This window comes from Streptomyces sp. NPDC089915, from assembly GCF_040684675.1.
Classification (GTDB): domain Bacteria; phylum Actinomycetota; class Actinomycetes; order Streptomycetales; family Streptomycetaceae; genus Streptomyces.
Window position 1 is genome coordinate 1 of the sequence record NZ_JBFBGN010000084.1, and the last position, 15,790, is coordinate 15,790.

At 73.0% G+C, this 15,790-nt stretch carries 17 protein-coding genes and 1 pseudogene; 8 read left to right on the forward strand and 10 right to left on the reverse strand.

Going from position 1 to position 15,790, the window contains the following annotated elements:
- Positions 1–82 precede the first annotated feature (82 nt).
- Positions 83–943, forward strand: coding sequence for an alpha/beta fold hydrolase (locus AB0O29_RS23285; RefSeq protein ID WP_365154268.1), 861 nt, complete (start codon positions 83–85; stop codon positions 941–943).
- Positions 944–1,038: 95 nt separating this feature from the next.
- On the forward strand, positions 1,039–1,191 hold the full coding sequence (locus AB0O29_RS23290) for a hypothetical protein (RefSeq protein WP_007266367.1): 153 nt from the start codon (positions 1,039–1,041) through the stop codon (positions 1,189–1,191).
- A 61-nt stretch (positions 1,192–1,252) separates the two neighbouring features.
- On the opposite strand, the gene AB0O29_RS23295 is transcribed toward AB0O29_RS23290, so the two are convergent.
- The 4 genes from AB0O29_RS23295 to AB0O29_RS23310 form a co-directional block, all read right to left on the reverse strand.
- Positions 1,253–1,858, reverse strand: coding sequence for a MarC family protein (locus tag AB0O29_RS23295; protein WP_358894301.1), 606 nt, complete (start codon positions 1,856–1,858; stop codon positions 1,253–1,255).
- 94 nt (positions 1,859–1,952) lie between these two features.
- Complete coding sequence (locus AB0O29_RS23300; RefSeq protein ID WP_365154269.1) at positions 1,953–2,819, reverse strand: PHP domain-containing protein; 867 nt, start codon at positions 2,817–2,819, stop codon at positions 1,953–1,955.
- 117 nt (positions 2,820–2,936) lie between these two features.
- Positions 2,937–3,578: a DUF6758 family protein gene (locus tag AB0O29_RS23305; protein ID WP_365154270.1), complete on the reverse strand. Its 642-nt coding sequence runs from the start codon at positions 3,576–3,578 to the stop codon at positions 2,937–2,939.
- A gap of 84 nt (positions 3,579–3,662) precedes the next feature.
- On the reverse strand, positions 3,663–4,247 hold the full coding sequence (locus tag AB0O29_RS23310; protein ID WP_365154271.1) for a suppressor of fused domain protein: 585 nt from the start codon (positions 4,245–4,247) through the stop codon (positions 3,663–3,665).
- 373 nt (positions 4,248–4,620) lie between these two features.
- Between AB0O29_RS23310 and AB0O29_RS23315 the strand changes: the two genes are divergently transcribed.
- The gene (locus AB0O29_RS23315; RefSeq protein ID WP_365154273.1) at positions 4,621–5,733 is read left to right on the forward strand and encodes a magnesium and cobalt transport protein CorA; all 1,113 of its coding nucleotides are present in this window, start codon (positions 4,621–4,623) and stop codon (positions 5,731–5,733) included.
- A 31-nt stretch (positions 5,734–5,764) separates the two neighbouring features.
- Complete coding sequence (locus tag AB0O29_RS23320; RefSeq protein ID WP_365154275.1) at positions 5,765–6,271, forward strand: hypothetical protein; 507 nt, start codon at positions 5,765–5,767, stop codon at positions 6,269–6,271.
- Between the two features lie 24 nt (positions 6,272–6,295).
- On the opposite strand, the gene AB0O29_RS23325 is transcribed toward AB0O29_RS23320, so the two are convergent.
- Complete coding sequence (locus AB0O29_RS23325; protein WP_365154276.1) at positions 6,296–7,174, reverse strand: hypothetical protein; 879 nt, start codon at positions 7,172–7,174, stop codon at positions 6,296–6,298.
- Positions 7,175–7,341: 167 nt separating this feature from the next.
- On the opposite strand from AB0O29_RS23325, the gene AB0O29_RS23330 reads away from it, so the two are divergent.
- The 3 genes from AB0O29_RS23330 (at position 7,342) to AB0O29_RS23340 (ending at position 10,489) form a co-directional block, all read left to right on the forward strand.
- Positions 7,342–8,613: a CBS domain-containing protein gene (locus AB0O29_RS23330; RefSeq protein ID WP_365154278.1), complete on the forward strand. Its 1,272-nt coding sequence runs from the start codon at positions 7,342–7,344 to the stop codon at positions 8,611–8,613.
- A gap of 145 nt (positions 8,614–8,758) precedes the next feature.
- Positions 8,759–9,286 (forward strand): DUF1003 domain-containing protein, encoded by a 528-nt coding sequence (locus AB0O29_RS23335; RefSeq protein WP_365154316.1) that lies wholly within the window; start codon positions 8,759–8,761, stop codon positions 9,284–9,286.
- A 69-nt stretch (positions 9,287–9,355) separates the two neighbouring features.
- Positions 9,356–10,489: an Mrp/NBP35 family ATP-binding protein gene (locus tag AB0O29_RS23340; protein ID WP_365154318.1), complete on the forward strand. Its 1,134-nt coding sequence runs from the start codon at positions 9,356–9,358 to the stop codon at positions 10,487–10,489.
- Positions 10,490–10,553: 64 nt separating this feature from the next.
- Here the strand turns inward: AB0O29_RS23340 and AB0O29_RS23345 are convergent, their stop codons facing one another.
- The 5 genes and pseudogenes from AB0O29_RS23345 to sigE all read right to left on the reverse strand — a co-directional run bounded on the left by AB0O29_RS23345 (position 10,554) and on the right by sigE (position 14,954).
- Positions 10,554–11,306, reverse strand: a complete 753-nt coding sequence (locus tag AB0O29_RS23345) for a hypothetical protein (protein ID WP_365154280.1) — start codon at positions 11,304–11,306, stop codon at positions 10,554–10,556.
- 111 nt (positions 11,307–11,417) lie between these two features.
- Positions 11,418–11,867: a sec-independent translocase gene (locus AB0O29_RS23350; protein ID WP_365154281.1), complete on the reverse strand. Its 450-nt coding sequence runs from the start codon at positions 11,865–11,867 to the stop codon at positions 11,418–11,420.
- 137 nt (positions 11,868–12,004) lie between these two features.
- Positions 12,005–13,474 carry a trypsin-like peptidase domain-containing protein gene (locus AB0O29_RS23355; RefSeq protein ID WP_365154283.1) on the reverse strand — a complete coding sequence of 490 codons (1,470 nt, stop codon included), beginning with the start codon at positions 13,472–13,474 and terminating at the stop codon, positions 12,005–12,007.
- Between the two features lie 230 nt (positions 13,475–13,704).
- Positions 13,705–14,178 (reverse strand): annotated as a pseudogene (locus AB0O29_RS23360) (zf-HC2 domain-containing protein); the annotation flags it as partial.
- Positions 14,175–14,954, reverse strand: coding sequence for an RNA polymerase sigma factor SigE (sigE, locus tag AB0O29_RS23365; RefSeq protein ID WP_344164573.1), 780 nt, complete (start codon positions 14,952–14,954; stop codon positions 14,175–14,177). The pseudogene AB0O29_RS23360 and the gene sigE, both read right to left, overlap by 4 nt.
- A 167-nt stretch (positions 14,955–15,121) precedes the next feature.
- On the opposite strand from sigE, the gene AB0O29_RS23370 reads away from it, so the two are divergent.
- Positions 15,122–15,784, forward strand: a complete 663-nt coding sequence (locus AB0O29_RS23370; RefSeq protein WP_365154285.1) for a class I SAM-dependent methyltransferase — start codon at positions 15,122–15,124, stop codon at positions 15,782–15,784.
- Positions 15,785–15,790 lie beyond the last annotated feature (6 nt).

The following is a 15,790-nucleotide window of genomic DNA, read 5'->3' on the forward strand; positions in this document are numbered from 1 at the left end:
CCGGGGCCGTCGTCGTACCCGGGGCCGGGGCCGTCGTCGTACCCGGGGCCGGACTCGGCCTACGGGCCGGTAACCTCGGGCCATGAGCAAGCCGCCGCGCCTCACCCTGCCCCCCGCCGCCCGCGCGTACCGCCTGGACACCCCGCGCGGCGCCTTCGCCGTCCACGAGGCGGGCGAGCCCGTGCACGGCACCGCCCTGCTGGTGCCCGGGTTCACGGGCAGCAAGGAGGACTTCATCGCCCTGCTGGAGCCCCTGGCCGCCGCCGGGTTCCGGGTGGTCGCCGTCGACGGGCGCGGGCAGTACGAGAGCCCCGGCCCGCGCGAGGAGTCCGCGTACGAACTCCACGAGCTGGCCCTGGACCTCCTCGCCCAGGCCGGGGCACTGGCGGCCGCCGGTCCGCTGCACCTGGTGGGCCACTCCCTCGGCGGCCTGATCTCCCGCGCCGCCGTCCTGCGCGACCCCTCCCCCTTCGCCTCCCTCACCCTGATGAGCAGCGGCCCCGCCGCGATCACGGAGGAGCAGCAGGCCCGGACGAAGCTCCTGGTCGCGGCGCTGGAGGCGCTGCGCGAGGACATGCCGGCCGTCTGGGAGGCGATGCGGGCCCAGGACCCGGCGGACGCCGTCCCCGACTCCCCCGAGCTGGCCGCGTTCCTGCGCGAGCGCTGGCTGGCCACCGTCCCCGAGCAGCTGATCACCACCGGCCGGATCCTGGTCTCGGAGCCGGACCGGGTGGCGGAGCTGGCGGAGCTGCCGCTGCCGAAGCTGGTCCTGTCCGGGGAGGTCGACTACGCCTGGCCGGTCCCCCTCATGGACGAGATGGCCGCCCGCCTGACCGCTTCCCGCGTGGTGATCGAAGGCGCCGAACACTCCCCCAACGCCGAGAACCCGCAGGTCACGGCGGGTTCTCTAGCAACTTTCTGGCGATCCTTGACCGCGCGGTAGTTAGCTAAGGAAAAAATTTCCTTAGCGTAGGGAATGTTTTCGAAGGGCGCCTGGTTGACCCCTGTGCAAGGAGAACACCGACGAAGGGAGAAGCCGTGCGCTTCGAGATTCTGCGCCTGGACGACGTCGACGGAACCGCCGTGGACAGCACCGTCGTGGACGCGGCCTCCGTCAACCGGATCGTGCAGCAGGCGGCCGCCATCGGCCAGCGCATCCTGATCCGACCGGCCGAGAGTGCGTCCTCCTGATGCTTCCCGAAACGCCCCCGTACCGATCCGGTACGGGGGCGTTCGCCTGCGCGGGGCCGGGTCAGGCGCCGCGGACGACCTGCAGCACGCCGTTGATGATCTGCTGAACGGCGATGGCGGAGAGCATCATGCCGGCGAGGCGGGTGACCAGGACGACGCCGCCGTCCTTGATGATCCGGATGATCACCAGCGAGTAGCGCATGGTCAGCCACAGCACCACGTGCATCGCGGCGATGGCCGTCCAGACGGAGAGCTGCCCGCCGAACCCGTCGGCCTTCTGCACGGCCAGGATGACGGAGACGATCGCACCGGGACCGGCCAGCAGCGGCATGCCCAGCGGGACGAGGGCGACGTTGACGTCCTTGGTCTGCTTGGGCTCGTCCGTCTTGCCGGTGAGCAGGTCGAGCGCGATCAGCAGGAGCAGCAGACCACCGGCGATCATCAGCGCCGGGACGGAGACGTGCAGGTAGTCCAGGATCTGCTGGCCGCAGATGCCGAAGGTGGCGATCACGCCGAAGGCGACGCAGACGGCCTGCCAGGCCATACGGCGCTGGACCTTGGCCGGACGGCCGGAGGTCAGCGCGAGGAAGATCGGGGTGATGCCCGGCGGGTCCATAATCACAAAAAGCGTGAGAAAAAGGGATCCGAAGACAGCGAAATCGAACACAGTGATGCCTTGCATAGAGGGGTGTCACGAAAAAGGGCGAGATGAAGGGCGCGCGTGGGCAGGACGACCGCCGTACCGGCGGCGGCCGACGGCGTCAGGCGCGGGCGTCTCCGCCGGCGCCCGGGACGGGGAAGGCCCCTGTGGCCCGGCGCGTGATCTCGCCGTAGATCTCGGGGTCGGTGGTGTACTCCCCGAGACGGCAGGTCTTGCGGCTGCCGTGGTAGTCGCTGGAACCGGTGGTCAGCAGACCGAGGTCCCCGGCCAGTCCGCGCAGGCGCGCGCGGGTGTCGGTGTCGTGGTCCATGTGGTCGACCTCGATCCCGTCCAGACCCGCGGCCGCGAGGGCGGCTATCGCCTCCTCGGGCACGCAGACTCCGCGCTTGACGGCGGCGGGGTGCGCGAAGACGGTGACCCCGCCGGCCGCCTTGACCAGGCGTACGGCGTCGAAGGGGTCGAGCTCGTGCTTCTCCGCGTACGCGCGGCCGCCGTCGGCGAGCCAGTCCGCGGTGAACGCGTCGGAGACGGTGGGGACGACCCCCAGCTCGACCATGGCGGTCGCGATGTGCGGGCGCCCGACGGAGCCGTTCCCGGCGATCCGGGCCACCTGCTCCCAGGTCACGCCGACACCGAGCTCCTGGAGCTTGCCGACCATGGCCTGGGCCCTGGGGGTCCGGTCGTCGCGCACGAGCTCCCGCTCGCGGGCGAGCTCGGGCTCCCGGGGGTCGAAGAGGTAGGCCAGCATGTGCAGCCCGACCCCGTCGAGCCGGCAGGACAGCTCGGCCCCGGTGACCAGCGTGAGCCCGCGCGGCACGGCCGCGACGGCCTCGGCGTATCCCCCGACGGTGTCGTGATCGGTCAGCGCGACCACGTCCAGCCCGGCCGCGGCGGCATTGCGCACCAGCTCGGCGGGGGTGTCGGTACCGTCGGAAGCCGTGGAGTGGGCGTGCAGATCGATGCGCACAGCCGGACTCCAGGGTTCAGACGGACGAAGGGGACACCCCAGGGTACCCGCGCCATGGGCACAACGGGGCCGCGGGGCTTACAGGGGGCGGGGCCGGGGGAGCGGGCGGGCCCGGTCTCACGGCCCCAGGATGCGCGGGCTCAGTGCCCCGCACGGGACCAGTTCCACCTCCGCGCCCGCGTCGCGGAGGTCAGCCAGGACCAGTTCGTCGTACATGAGGAGCCCCGACTGTTCCGGCCAGACGATGGCCCACAGCCAGAGCCCCCGGGCCTCGCCGGCGAAGACGGCCCGGTCCTCCGGGGCCCCCTTCACGTGCCACAGCGGGGTCGGGCGGCCGTCGGTGACGACCTTCGCGTGCGGTGGGCCCGAGACGTCGAGGCCCGGGCCGGGGTCGGGGCCGTCGATGCCCGCGAAGCGGGCGCCGAGGCCCACGCCCAGCTCCTCGGCGACCAGCAGCAGCTCGCCCAGGCCGCCCAGCGGGCCGGGGCCCGTGCAGGCGACGACCGTGGCCCGGCCGCCGGTGCGGTCGTCACCGGCGGAGCCGACCCCGGTGAACAGCCATCCCACCGGCAGCGGCCACGGCATCCACACCGGCACCTTCGACCGGTTCGCCACCACCCCCAGGCCCTCCACGCTGGGCGGGATGACGGGCTGGAGCGGATGGACGGGGCCGTGCACGGCACACTGCCAGGAGTCGGAGAAAAGACCGGGCGCGCGGACCCGGCCACCACACTTCGGGCAACTCGGTTCGCCCCTCATAAGAAGCACGCTCCTCCCCGCCCGGCGCCCCGTCAAGACACGATCACCCGTCCGGATGGCTGCCCGCACCCGCGGGCACCGCGCTCAGTCCAGTGCGACGGCCGTACGCAGAGGGTCCCGCAGATCCGTGCCGCGCGCGAGCCAGCGCTCCTGGAGGGCGGCGGCGCCGTGCACCCGCTTCCAGGCGGCCTCGTTCGCCGTCATGGGGAGGAGGGGGAGGAAGCGGACCGGGTCCATCGGCTCGTCCAGGGCGAGGTCCTCGACCAGTCCGCCCGGCTCCGCGACGAGGACCGAGGTGAACGGCGCCCCCTCCCACAGGGGTTCGCCCACGTCGAGGGAGGCGCCGGGCGCGACGACGAGCCCCTCGACCATCGGGGAGGCCGCCAGCACCGCGAGCGGCCGCAGGACCTTGTCGGTGGGCGCGAGCCCCGCCCGTACGGTCAGCAGCAGCTCGGCGCGCGGCCCGCGCACCGGGTCGGCGACCACGGCGGTGGGATCGGTCATGGGGTGTGCGGACATGCCGAGGGTCGCGTACCGGACGAGGTCGCCCTCGGCGAAGCGGAGGACCTCGATGCGGTCGGTGCCCAGGAAGGTGACGGCGGCGCGGGCGTCGGGTTCGCCGAACGCGCTGCGGAGCCGGGCTTCGACGAGGGCCGGAATTTCTGCCATGGAGCGAGCATAGAACTCCTATCCGCCGGGTAAAGACCGGCGTTTGACCATCCGTCGGCTGATAGTGTTGACAGCTGGTCGGGGCCGCGTGCAGAAGCATGATTCAGGGCCCCGGCGACAGGACGTCCCCCACGGGGGACCGGCCGGAGGAGGTGGGGCTGCGATGGATCGAAGTCGATCGTGCAGTACCAATCGCTCTTCGGCCACTTTCCAGGGCGGCTCCAGCCCCCTTTGATCTTCTGATCAGCAGAAGAGCGACGGCAGAACTTTGTCCTCCCGTCCTGTTTCCCTCCGTCCGCGCGGACCTGCCCGCGTGTCGCCGGAGGGCCTCCCACCCGTACGGTCCGCAGCCGTGCGTGAGAAGGAGCCTGCCATGTCGATGCTGCCCTACCTCCGTGCCGCCGTCCGTCCGGCGCTGCGCAAGTCCACCCCCGTACAGCCCGGCTACGACACCACCCGCGACCCCTCCGCCAGCAGTGCGGTCGTCGACTGCGCCGTCTACCGCGACGGCCGGCGGGCACAGGGCGACTGCCTGACGCCCCGTGAGGCGCTGCGCCGGGTCCGGGAGGACGGCGGGTTCGCCTGGATCGGGCTGCACGAGCCCACCGAGGCGGAGTTCGCCGGGATCGCGGCCGCCTTCGGACTGCACCCCCTCGCCGTGGAGGACGCGGTGCACGCGCACCAGCGGCCGAAGCTGGAGCGGTACGACGAGACCCTCTTCACCGTCTTCAAGACGATCCACTACGTGGAGCACGCCGAACTGACCGCGACCAGCGAGGTCGTGGAGACCGGCGAGGTGATGTGCTTCACCGGCCCCGACTTCGTGATCACGGTCCGGCACGGCGGACAGGGCTCGCTGCGGACCCTGCGCCACCGCCTCCAGGACGACCCCGAGCTCCTCGCCCGGGGCCCCTCGGCGGTGCTGCACTCGATCGCCGACCACGTGGTGGACGGCTACATCGCGGTGGCCGCGGCCGTGCAGGACGACATCGACGAGGTGGAGAGCGCGGTCTTCGCCGCCCCCGCCAAGGGCGTCGCCCGGGGCGGCGACGCGGGCCGCATCTACCAGCTCAAGCGCGAGGTGCTGGAGTTCAAGCGGGCGGTGTCCCCGCTGCTGCGGCCGATGGAGCTGCTGAGCGAGCGGCCCATGCGGCTGGTGGACCCGGACATCCAGAAGTACTTCCGCGACGTCGCCGACCACCTGGCCCGGGTGCACGAGCAGGTCATCGGCTTCGACGAGCTGCTGAACTCGATCCTCCAGGCGAACCTGGCCCAGGCCTCCGTCGCCCAGAACGAGGACATGCGCAAGATCACCTCCTGGGCGGCGATCATCGCCGTCCCCACGATGATCTGCGGGGTGTACGGGATGAACTTCGACCACATGCCGGAGCTGCACTGGCGCTACGGCTATCCGATGGTGATGGTCGCGATCGTCGGCAGCTGCTTCGCCATCCACCGGACGCTGCGGCGCAACGGCTGGCTGTAGCGGGCGGCGGCGTACGCCCTACGCTGTGCGCATGACTCTCAGCGCACTCGACCTGGCCCTCGTCGAGGAGGCCTCCAAGAAGTCCGGCCTGATCTGGGTCCGCGGCGCGGGCGCCGACCGGGCCCTGTGGCACGCCTGGGTGGACGGTGCCGCGCACGTGCTCGGCGACGGGCCCGGCGAGCAGCCGTTCCCGGGGCTCGCCGACGGCGCGGCCGCCGAGGTGACCGTACGCAGCAAGGACAAGGGCGGCCGGCTGGTGGCCTGGACCGCGGCGGTACGGGAGCTCGCGCCCCGCACGGAGCCGTGGGAGACGGCCGTGGCCGAGCTCAAGGGCAAGCGGCTGAACGCGCCCGACTCGGAGCTGATGACGGAGCGCTGGGCCCGGGAGTGCCGGCTGCTGCGCCTGGAGCCGGTGGCGGTGGCCGACCGGCTGCCCGAGGGCTCGCTGGCGGCGGCGCCCCTCGGCTCCCCCGCGGTCACCCGCCGGCCGATCCCGGCGGGACTGCCGAAGCTGCTGCTGAAGCGGAAGAAGAACTGAAGAAGAAGTAGGGGAGGGGGCGGTTCAGCCGCCCGTCGGGTTCGAGCCCTGACCGGAGGAGCCGCCGCCCGTGCCCCCGGAGCCGCTGCCGCCCGAGGAGCCGCCCGTGCCGGAGCCCTTCGACGGGGCCGGGGAGGCGGCGCCCGTTCCGGTGCCCGTACCCGTGCCCGCGCCGTCCTTGGTGGTCGGCAGCTGGGATCCGTAGTCCACGGTCTGGTCCTGCGCCGGCGGCTCCAGCGGGAAGGCCTTGCCCCACTCGGACAGCTCCACCCGGCCCGCGCCGCCCGCGCGCTCCATCAGCAGCGGGTACGGGGTGCCCTCCAGGGACACCGTCAGCTTGCCGCCCTTGCCCGCGTCGGCCGCGAGCGGTACCGCCCGGGTGTGGCCGACGGTGGTGTAGCCGCCCTTGGTGAGCTTGCCCTGGAGGCCGAGGAGCCCGTCGAGCAGCACGTGCATGTCGGTGAACCCGCGGAACTGCTTGTAGGTGGGGTCGCTCTCGGGGACCTTCACGTACTTGTCGCCGAGCTTTCCGGCCGAGTCCGACTTCCCCCAGAAGGCCGCGCTCGCCTTGAGGTACAGCTGCTCGCCGATCCGCAGCAGCTGGAAGGTGTCGGCCTGCGACTTCACCTCGCCGGAGCCGCCGTCCGCCTTGAGGCGCATGTCGAGGGTGTAGGTCTTGCCGCCGGTGACCAGGGTCCCGGAGAGGTGGACCGAGTTCGCGGTGCCCGCGGCGGCCTTGGCCTGGCTCTCGATCTTCTCGGGGGTCTGCTTGCCGACCCCGTTCGTGCCCTTGTCGGGGTCCTTCTTCTCCCCGCAGCCCGCTCCGGTGACGGCGATGCCCGCGCACAGGGCGCCGATGACGGCGGCCCGGCGCAGCCGTACTGCGGAGGGGTAGGCGGTCACGTCGGGTGCCTCTCGTCGTTGGTCAGCGGGCAGCAGGCAGCGTACCCGCACCCGGAACCGGTCCCGCCGGACCCCCGGCCGGACCGCCCCACCAGGACGCTTGCCCGCGGCAGGGGCTAGCCTGAGGCACGGCACGACTGGTGATCGACGCTCTAGGAGGCGCTCGGATGGGTGCAGGCGCCCCGCGGATCTTCGTCTCGCATCTGTCGGGTGTGCCCGTCTTCGACCCCAACGGCGACCAGGTCGGCCGCGTCCGCGACCTCGTCGCGATGCTGCGCGTCGGCGGGCGCCCGCCGCGACTGCTGGGCCTGGTGGTCGAGGTGGTCAGCCGGCGCCGGATCTTCCTGCCGATGACCCGGGTCACGGGCGTGGAGTCCGGTCAGGTCATCACCACCGGCGTGGTCAACATGCGGCGCTTCGAGCAGCGGCCGACCGAGCGGCTGATCATCGGCGAGCTGCTGGACCGCCGGGTGACGCTGGTGGCCAGCGCCGAGGAGGTCACCGTCCTGGACGTGGCCATCCAGCAGCTGCCGGCCCGCCGCGACTGGGAGATCGACCGGATCTTCGTCCGCAAGGGCAAGGGGGGCGCGCTGCGCCGCCGGGGCGAGACGCTGACCGTGGAGTGGTCGGCGGTGACCGGCTTCTCGCTGGAGGAGGAGGGGCAGGGCGCGGAGAACCTGGTCGCCACCTTCGAGCAGATGCGCCCGGCCGACGTGGCGAACGTGCTGCACCACCTGACGCCGAAGCGGCGCGCGGAGGTGGCCAACGCCCTCGACGACGACCGGCTCGCGGACGTCCTGGAGGAGCTGCCCGAGGACGAGCAGGTGGAGATCCTCGGCAAGCTGAAGGAGGAGCGCGCCGCCGACGTCCTGGAGGCGATGGACCCGGACGACGCGGCCGACCTGCTCTCCGAGCTGCCCGAGGACGACAAGGAGCGGCTGCTGACGCTGATGCAGCCGGACGACGCCGCCGACGTGCGCCGTCTGCTGTCGTACGAGGAGAACACCGCGGGCGGTCTGATGACCACCGAGCCGATCGTGCTGCGGCCCGACGCGACGGTCGCCGACGCGCTGGCCCGCGTACGGCAGTCGGACCTGTCGCCGGCGCTCGCGGCGCAGGTGTACGTGTGCCGGCCGCCGGACGAGACGCCGACGGGCAAGTACCTGGGGACGGTGCACTTCCAGCGGCTGCTGCGCGACCCCCCGTTCACGCTGGTCAGCTCGATCGTGGACACGGACCTGCCGCCGCTGCCCCCGGACGCCTCGCTGCCGGTGGTGACGAGCTACCTGGCCGCGTACAACATGGTCGCGGCGCCCGTCGTCGACGAGAGCGGTTCGCTGCTGGGCGCGGTGACGGTCGACGACGTGCTGGACCACCTGCTGCCCGACGACTGGCGGGAGACGGACTTCCATTCCGAGGAGGCCGTACGTGGCCACTGAACGCGGACGCGGTGACGGGGCGCGCGAGCGCCGCCGGGAGCGGCGCGAGCAGGCACGCGAGGGGCTCTCGGAGCGGCTGGAGGAGGCGGCGCGGCTGCGCGGCGAGCGGTCGGCGGAACGTTCCTCCGAGCGGGGGCGCACCGCCGTGCCCTCGGGTGCGAGCGCGCTGACGCGTTCGCGGGTGCGGCTGGACCAGCCGCGTCACAACCGGCGCAAGCTGCTGCCCGAGTACGACCCGGAGGCCTTCGGGCGGCTGTCGGAGCGGGTCGCGCGCTTCCTGGGCACGGGCCGGTTCATCGTCTGGATGACCCTGGTCATCGTGGTGTGGGTGCTGTGGAACATCTTCGCCCCGGACCATCTGCGCTTCGACCAGTACCCCTTCATCTTCCTGACGCTGATGCTGTCCCTCCAGGCCTCGTACGCGGCGCCGCTGATCCTGCTCGCGCAGAACCGGCAGGACGACCGGGACCGGGTCACCCACGAGCAGGACCGCAAGCAGAACGAGCGGTCGATCGCGGACACCGAGTACCTGACCCGGGAGATCGCGGCGCTGCGGATGGGTCTGGGCGAGGTCGCCACGCGCGACTGGATCCGCTCGGAGTTCCAGGACCTGATCAAGGAGATGGACGAGCGGCGGCTGTTTCCCGGTGAAAGTGACGAAGGCGACCGCTGATCGGCTTACCTGAGCCCTGCTACCGAGCCGTACCATCGGGGCATGGCTACCGAGACACCCTCCGCCGCCGTGCCGGAGCAGGACGCGATCCTGGACGCGCTGGCGACGGTCAACGACCCCGAGATCCACCGGCCGATCACCGAACTCGGCATGGTCAAATCGGTGGAGATCGGCGACGGCGGCGCGGTCGCCGTCACGGTCTACCTGACGGTGTCGGGCTGCCCCATGCGCGAGACCATCACCAAGAACGTCACCGACGCCGTCGCGAAGGTCGCGGGGGTCACCTCCGTGTCCGTCACCCTGGACGTGATGGGCGACGAGCAGCGCAAGGAGCTCGCGGCCACCCTGCGCGGCGGCACCGCCGAGCGCGAGGTGCCCTTCGCCAAGCCGGGCTCGCTGACCCGCGTCTACGCGGTCGCCTCCGGCAAGGGCGGCGTGGGCAAGTCCTCCGTCACGGTGAACCTGGCGGCCGCGATGGCGGCCGACGGCCTGAAGGTCGGCGTGGTCGACGCGGACATCTACGGCCACAGCGTGCCGCGGATGCTCGGTGTGGAGGGCAAGCCCACCCAGGTCGAGAACATGATCATGCCGCCGTCGGCGAACGGCGTGAAGGTCATCTCCATCGGCATGTTCACCCCGGGCAACGCCCCGGTGGTGTGGCGCGGCCCGATGCTGCACCGGGCGCTCCAGCAGTTCCTGGCCGACGTGTTCTGGGGCGACCTGGACGTGCTGCTGCTGGACCTCCCGCCGGGTACGGGCGACATCGCCATCTCGGTGGCGCAGCTGGTCCCGAACGCGGAGATCCTGGTCGTCACCACCCCGCAGCAGGCGGCGGCCGAGGTCGCGGAGCGGGCCGGCTCGATCGCCGTCCAGACGCACCAGAAGATCGTGGGCGTCGTCGAGAACATGTCGGGCCTGCCCTGCCCGCACTGCGACGAGATGGTGGACGTCTTCGGCACCGGCGGCGGCCAGATGGTCGCGGACGGCCTGACGAAGACCACCGGCGCGACGGTGCCGGTGCTCGGCCAGATCCCGATCGACGTGCGGCTGCGCGAGGGCGGGGACAACGGCAAGCCGGTCGTCCTGGCGGACCCGGACTCGCCGGCGGGTACGGCGCTGCGGACGATCGCGGGCAAGCTGGGCGGGCGCGCCCGCGGCCTCTCGGGCATGTCCCTGGGGATCACGCCGCGCAACAAGTTCTAGGGGTACGGGCGAAGGGGCACCACCGGACGGTGGTGCCCCTTCGCGCTGCGCGGACCCCGCGGGTCTACTCGTACGCCCCCAGGTCGGGGATGGCGGAGAAGCCCAGTCCGTACGCGCTCATCCCCCGCCCGTACGCCCCCAGGTGCACCCCGCTCCCGGTGGACCCGGCCAGCACCCAGCCGAACTCGGACTCCCGGTAGTGGAACGTCGTGGGTTCCCCGTCGACCGGGAGGGACAGGGTCGACCAGTCCTCGCCCGCGAGGTCGTCGGCCAGTTCCCACGCGGCTTCCGTCTGCTGGTCCAGCCAGTCGTCGCGCAGGGTGTGGTCCATCTGCGGCGGCCAGCTGTACGCCAGCAGCCCGGAGCCGGCCAGCCAGGCGGCCGAGGAGACCGAGGTGGCCTCCAGGACCCCGGTGCCGTCCCCGCTGCGGCGCAGGGGGTTGCTGGCGACGGTGACCACCACCGCGAACCGCTCCTTCTCGCCGGTGGCGATCTCGCCGCGGACGGAGGGCTCGTCGCCGTGCCCGGTCGAGCCGTGCTCGACGGTGCCGTCGGCGCCCGTGCCGACCTGCATGAGCCAGCGGGGGCCGGTGAAGGCCCCGTCCAGCCCGTACCAGGGGAACTCGGCCTTCAGGTAGCCCTCGGCGGCGCGGCGGGCCGCCGGGACGGGCGCGGTGGCGTCGGCGCTCCGGCCGCCGGCGGCGGCCGGGGCGGGGTGCGCCGCCGGCTCGGCCGGGCCGGGCTGCGGGGCCGTGGCGTCGGGGGCTTCGGCGGGCTGTGCGCCCACGCGGCTACTGCTCGTGCTCGTCGTCTCCATGGGCGGCCTCTCGTTCCGTGGGATCCGGAACGGCCCGCCCCCCTCGGGCGTCCTGGGTCCGGACAGATGGAGGATAGCCATCCGGTCCGGGATCGACGGGCAGGCTGCGGCTCAGGTGGCGTCGGCGTCGAAGGGCGTACGCGGCTCCTGGGCCGGTGCGGCGGGCTTCTTCAGCAGATCGGGACCGGTGCCGGCGGCGGGCGTGGCGGACTCCGGGGCGGCGGCGGGCGCCTGCCCGTTCTCACGGCTGTTGACCGCGTCGGTGACCTCGTTCAGCTCCTTGCGGAGGTCGAAGCTGCTGCGCAGCTCCTGGAGGTCCTCGTTCTCGGTGAGCTGCTTGCGGATGAAGGTCTTCGGGTTCAGGTCCTCGAACTCGAAGTCCTTGAAGTCGGGTCCCAGCTCGGAGCGGATGTCCTGCTTGGCGCTGTCCGAGAACTCGCGGATCTTGCGGATGAAGCCAGAGACGTCCTGGATCACCTTCGGGAGCTTGTCGGGCCCGAAGATGAGGATGGCGAGCACCACGATGGTGACCAGCTCGAGTGCGCCTATGTCGTTGAACACCTTGCCGCTCCTCGGCTCTTTCCACGTCCGGCCCGGTCAACGGTACCCGGCGTTCCCGTCCCGGCCCTACGCCGGTGCGGGCCCTTCGGCGGATTCACCCGGCCGTCGTGCCGTGTTCGCACGGCGGACGGCCGGTTTCAGGAGCCGCTGGCGGAGCCGAGGACGATGTCCAGGGTCTGCTCCCGGCCGTCGCGGAGCACGGTCAGGGCGAGGCGGTCGCCGGGCCGGTGGGCCCGGATCTTGATGATCAGCTCGTCGCCGCCGTGGACGCGGACCCCGTCCACCTTGGTGATCACGTCGCCGGGACGGATCCCGGCGCGGGCGCCGGGGCCGGCCGCGACCACGGCGGGCTTGCCGTCCTCGCCCTTGGTGTCGACCCGCGCTCCGTCGCCGGTGTACTGCATGTCCAAGGTGACGCCGATGACCGGGTGGGTGGCGTGGCCGGTGCGGATGAGCTCCTCCGCGACGCGCTTGCCCTGGTTCACGGGGATGGCGAAGCCGAGGCCGATGCTGCCGCTCTGGCGGGTGCGGTCGCCTTCGTCGTCGCCCTTGTCGGCGCCCCGGATCGCGCTGTTGATGCCGATGACGCGGGCGCGGGCGTCGAGGAGCGGGCCGCCGGAGTTGCCGGGGTTGATGGGGGCGTCGGTCTGGAGGGCGTCGACGTAGCTGATGTCGCTGCCGCCCGCCTTGTCGCCGCCCGCCGTGATGGGGCGGCCGGTGGCGCTGATGATGCCGGCGGTGACGGTGTTGGAGAGGTCGAAGGGGGCTCCGATGGCCACGACGGGGTCGCCGACGCGGACGTTCTCGGAGTTCCCGAGGGACAGCGGGCGCAGGCCCCGGACGCCGGTGACCTTCACGACGGCCAGGTCGTAGCCGCTGTCGCGGCCGACCAGCTCGGCGGTGACGCTGTCGCCCGTGCTGAAGGTGACGGTTATGTCCTTGGCGTCGGCGACGACGTGGTTGTTCGTCAGGATGTGTCCTTGTTCGTCCAGGACGAATCCGGTGCCGGTGCCGCTGCCGGCGCCGCCGCTGACGTGCAGGGTGACCACTCCGGGCAGGGCGGTGGCGGCGATGCCGGCCACGCTGTCGGGGGCCCGGCCCTTGTCCTCCACGGCGGCCTGCGGGAGCTCCAGGCGGGTGCTGGTGCGGCGCTCGGCGAGGACGCCCGCCCAGCCGCCGACGCCGCCCGCGAGGAGGGCGATCGCCAGCCCGAACACCGCCATCCGCCACGCCGAGGGCCCACCGCGGCGCGGGGCGCCCGCGGAGTCGTCCAGCTGGAGCGGAGCGGCACCCCAGGGGTCGTAACGCGGCCCGTCGCCGGCCCCCGCGGAGTCGTCCGGCCCCGCCTCGCCGACGGACGCGGGCTCGGGGGCAGACGCGGGCTCGGGGGCGGACGCGGGCTCGGGGGCGGACGCGGGCTCGGGGGCAGACTCGGGCTCGGGGGCAGACTCGGGCTCCGGCGCGGGGAACGGGTCCGCAGTGGTGGGGGGCGTGTCGGACGGGCGGCTCCACCAGGACGGTGCCGGGCCGCTCTTCTGACTGTCGGACATGCGCACTCCCCCGCGGGCCTGACGCACCGCGGGGCGGCGCGTGTGCCGCAGATTCAACCAGGTACCGGCCCCCGGCGCTGGCGCGGGGGCCGGGCCGGTCAGCGGGCGAGGGAGGCCGGCTGGGCCGAGACCGGCGGCGAGGAGGCCGCCGTCGGCAGGGGCGCGGACGGGCTGAGGCTGTGGACCCCGTCGGGGATCGGCAGCCGGTCGCGGACGGCGGCGTCGGTCAGCGGTACCGCCGGACCGGGCCGGGAGGCGGGCGCCTCGCCCCGGGCGTTCGGCTCGATCGCGTCCAGCGGCAGCGTGCCGCCCAGGGCGATCGCGGCGAGCGAGACCGCCCCGGCCGCCACGAAGGCGAGCCGGCGTCTGGGACGCCCCGTCTCATGGATGCGGAAGCCCTCGCGCGGGGCGGCGGGCACGGCGTACCCGAAGGTGGCGAAGGGGTCGGCGCCGGGAGCGGCGGGGGTGCGGGCCGCACCGGGGCCGCGCGGGCCGGCCGGCGGTCCGGCGGGGCCCTCGGGGCCCGCGCCCGGCAGGCCCTGCAGCCGGGCCAGCAGGCCGGCGGACAGCGGCGGCGGGGCGCTCTCCACGAAGAGGGTCTTCAGTCTGCGCTGCGCGTCGGCCTCGGCCTTGCAGCGGGCACAGGTGGCCAGATGCGCGAGCACCCGCTCGCGGGCGTCGTGCTCCAGCTCCCCGTCCACCAGGGCCGCGAGGCGGTCGCCCAGGTGCTGTTCGGCGGGGGACGGACTGACTCCGCTCACTCGGTTCCGCCCTCTCCCCCGGCGCCCGGGACGCCCACCGCCACACCCGCCAGGGCGCGCTGCTCCGCGCGGGCCTCGGGCGAGCGGTGCTTGAGCGCCTTGCGCAGGTGCGAACGGCCGCGGTGGATGCGGCTGCGGACGGTTCCGAGCTTCACGCCGAGGGTGGCGGCGATCTCCTCGTAGGACAGGCCCTCGATGTCGCAGAGCACCACGGCGGCGCGGAACTCGGGCGCGAGGGTGTCCAGCGCCTGCTGCACGTCGGCGTCGAAGTGGGTGTCGTGGAGCACCTGCTGGGGGGAGGGCTCACGGCTCGGCAGCCGCTCGGCGGCGTCGTCCGCGAGCGCGTCGAAGCGGATCCGCTGCTTGCGGCGGACCATGTCCAGGAACAGGTTGGTGGTGATGCGGTGCAGCCAGCCCTCGAAGGTGCCGGGCGTGTACGTGGACAGCGAGCGGAAGACGCGGACGAAGACCTCCTGCGTCAGGTCCTCGGCGTCGTGCTGGTTGCCCGTCAGTCGGTAGGCGAGGCGGTAGACCCGCGCGCTGTGCGTGCTGACGATCTCCTCCCAGGTGGGAGGGGTCCACGCCTGGGAGCCCGCATCGGCGGCAAAGGTCGCGGTGGTCGCGGTGTGGGCGGTGTGGAAACGGTCAGCGGTGTAGGTCACGGATTTCGGCTCACCCGCCGACCATAGGAGACGTCTCAGTACGCCTCCACGATCCACAGGCGCAGCCGCACCTCCCCTGTCGGCTCTGGTGGTGTCCAGTGGAGCCCCTACCATAACCACCCCTCCCGTCAGCTCCGGATAAGCATTTTTGCAGTAACTTTGCCCGGGACTCGGGTTCCGCGCCGCCGATCTGCCCGACGGCGTCCCCTCTATCCCGCCTCTCACCCTCCCAACGCCCGGTCCCATCTGCGGGTTCCCGACGTCAGCGGATACAGTCACCGTTGCGCCAACTATGGGGACAGGAGAGGGTCATTAGCGGCAACCGGCAGACGAGCTGGGCGTTCGCCGACGCGTTTGTCGCCGAGGACGACGCCCTGCGATGGGCCCGCGACCGGTCCAGGGAGGCGGGCCTGCGCTCCGTCTCCCCCGGCACCGGGGCCGCGCTGCGTCTGCTCGCCGCCACCGCGGACGCCAAGGCGGTCGCCGAGATCGGCACCGGGACCGGGGTCTCCGGCATCCACCTGCTGCACGGGATGCGCCCGGACGGGGTGCTGACCACGGTCGATCCCGAGGCCGACCGGCAGGCCTTCGCCCGGCAGGCGTTCCGCGCGGCCGGCTTCGCGGGGAACCGGGCCCGGTTCATCCCGGGCCGGGCCCTGGACGTGCTGCCGCGGCTCGCCGACGGCGGGTACGACCTCGTGTTCTGCGACGGGGACCCGACCGAGTCGCTGGACTACCTCGCGGAATCGTTGCGCCTGCTGCGTCCCGGGGGGCTGGTGTGCTTCGAGGGGGTCTTCTCGGACGGGCGTACGGTCGACTCCGCGGCGCAGCCGGTGGAGGTGCTGCGGGTGCGGGAGCTGCTGCGCAGCGTGCGGGAGAGCCCGGCGCTGGAGTCGGCGCTGCTCCCCGTGGGGGACGGGCTGCTCTGCGCCGTCCGGCGGTAGGGAGCG

Excerpts from the sequence above, each read along its gene's own strand:
- AB0O29_RS23310 (WP_365154271.1), bottom strand. The coding sequence starts at position 4,247 with ATGGCAGAAATTCCGGCCCTCGTCGAAGCCCGGCTCCGCAGCGCGTTC.
- AB0O29_RS23320 (WP_365154275.1), top strand. The coding sequence starts at position 5,765 with ATGACTCTCAGCGCACTCGACCTGGCCCTCGTCGAGGAGGCCTCCAAG.
- AB0O29_RS23305 (WP_365154270.1), bottom strand. The coding sequence starts at position 3,578 with ATGAGGGGCGAACCGAGTTGCCCGAAGTGTGGTGGCCGGGTCCGCGCG.
- AB0O29_RS23285 (WP_365154268.1), top strand. The coding sequence starts at position 83 with ATGAGCAAGCCGCCGCGCCTCACCCTGCCCCCCGCCGCCCGCGCGTAC.
- sigE (WP_344164573.1), bottom strand. The coding sequence starts at position 14,954 with ATGGTAGGGGCTCCACTGGACACCACCAGAGCCGACAGGGGAGGTGCG.
- AB0O29_RS23330 (WP_365154278.1), top strand. The coding sequence starts at position 7,342 with ATGGGTGCAGGCGCCCCGCGGATCTTCGTCTCGCATCTGTCGGGTGTG.
- AB0O29_RS23345 (WP_365154280.1), bottom strand. The coding sequence starts at position 11,306 with ATGGAGACGACGAGCACGAGCAGTAGCCGCGTGGGCGCACAGCCCGCC.
- AB0O29_RS23315 (WP_365154273.1), top strand. The coding sequence starts at position 4,621 with ATGTCGATGCTGCCCTACCTCCGTGCCGCCGTCCGTCCGGCGCTGCGC.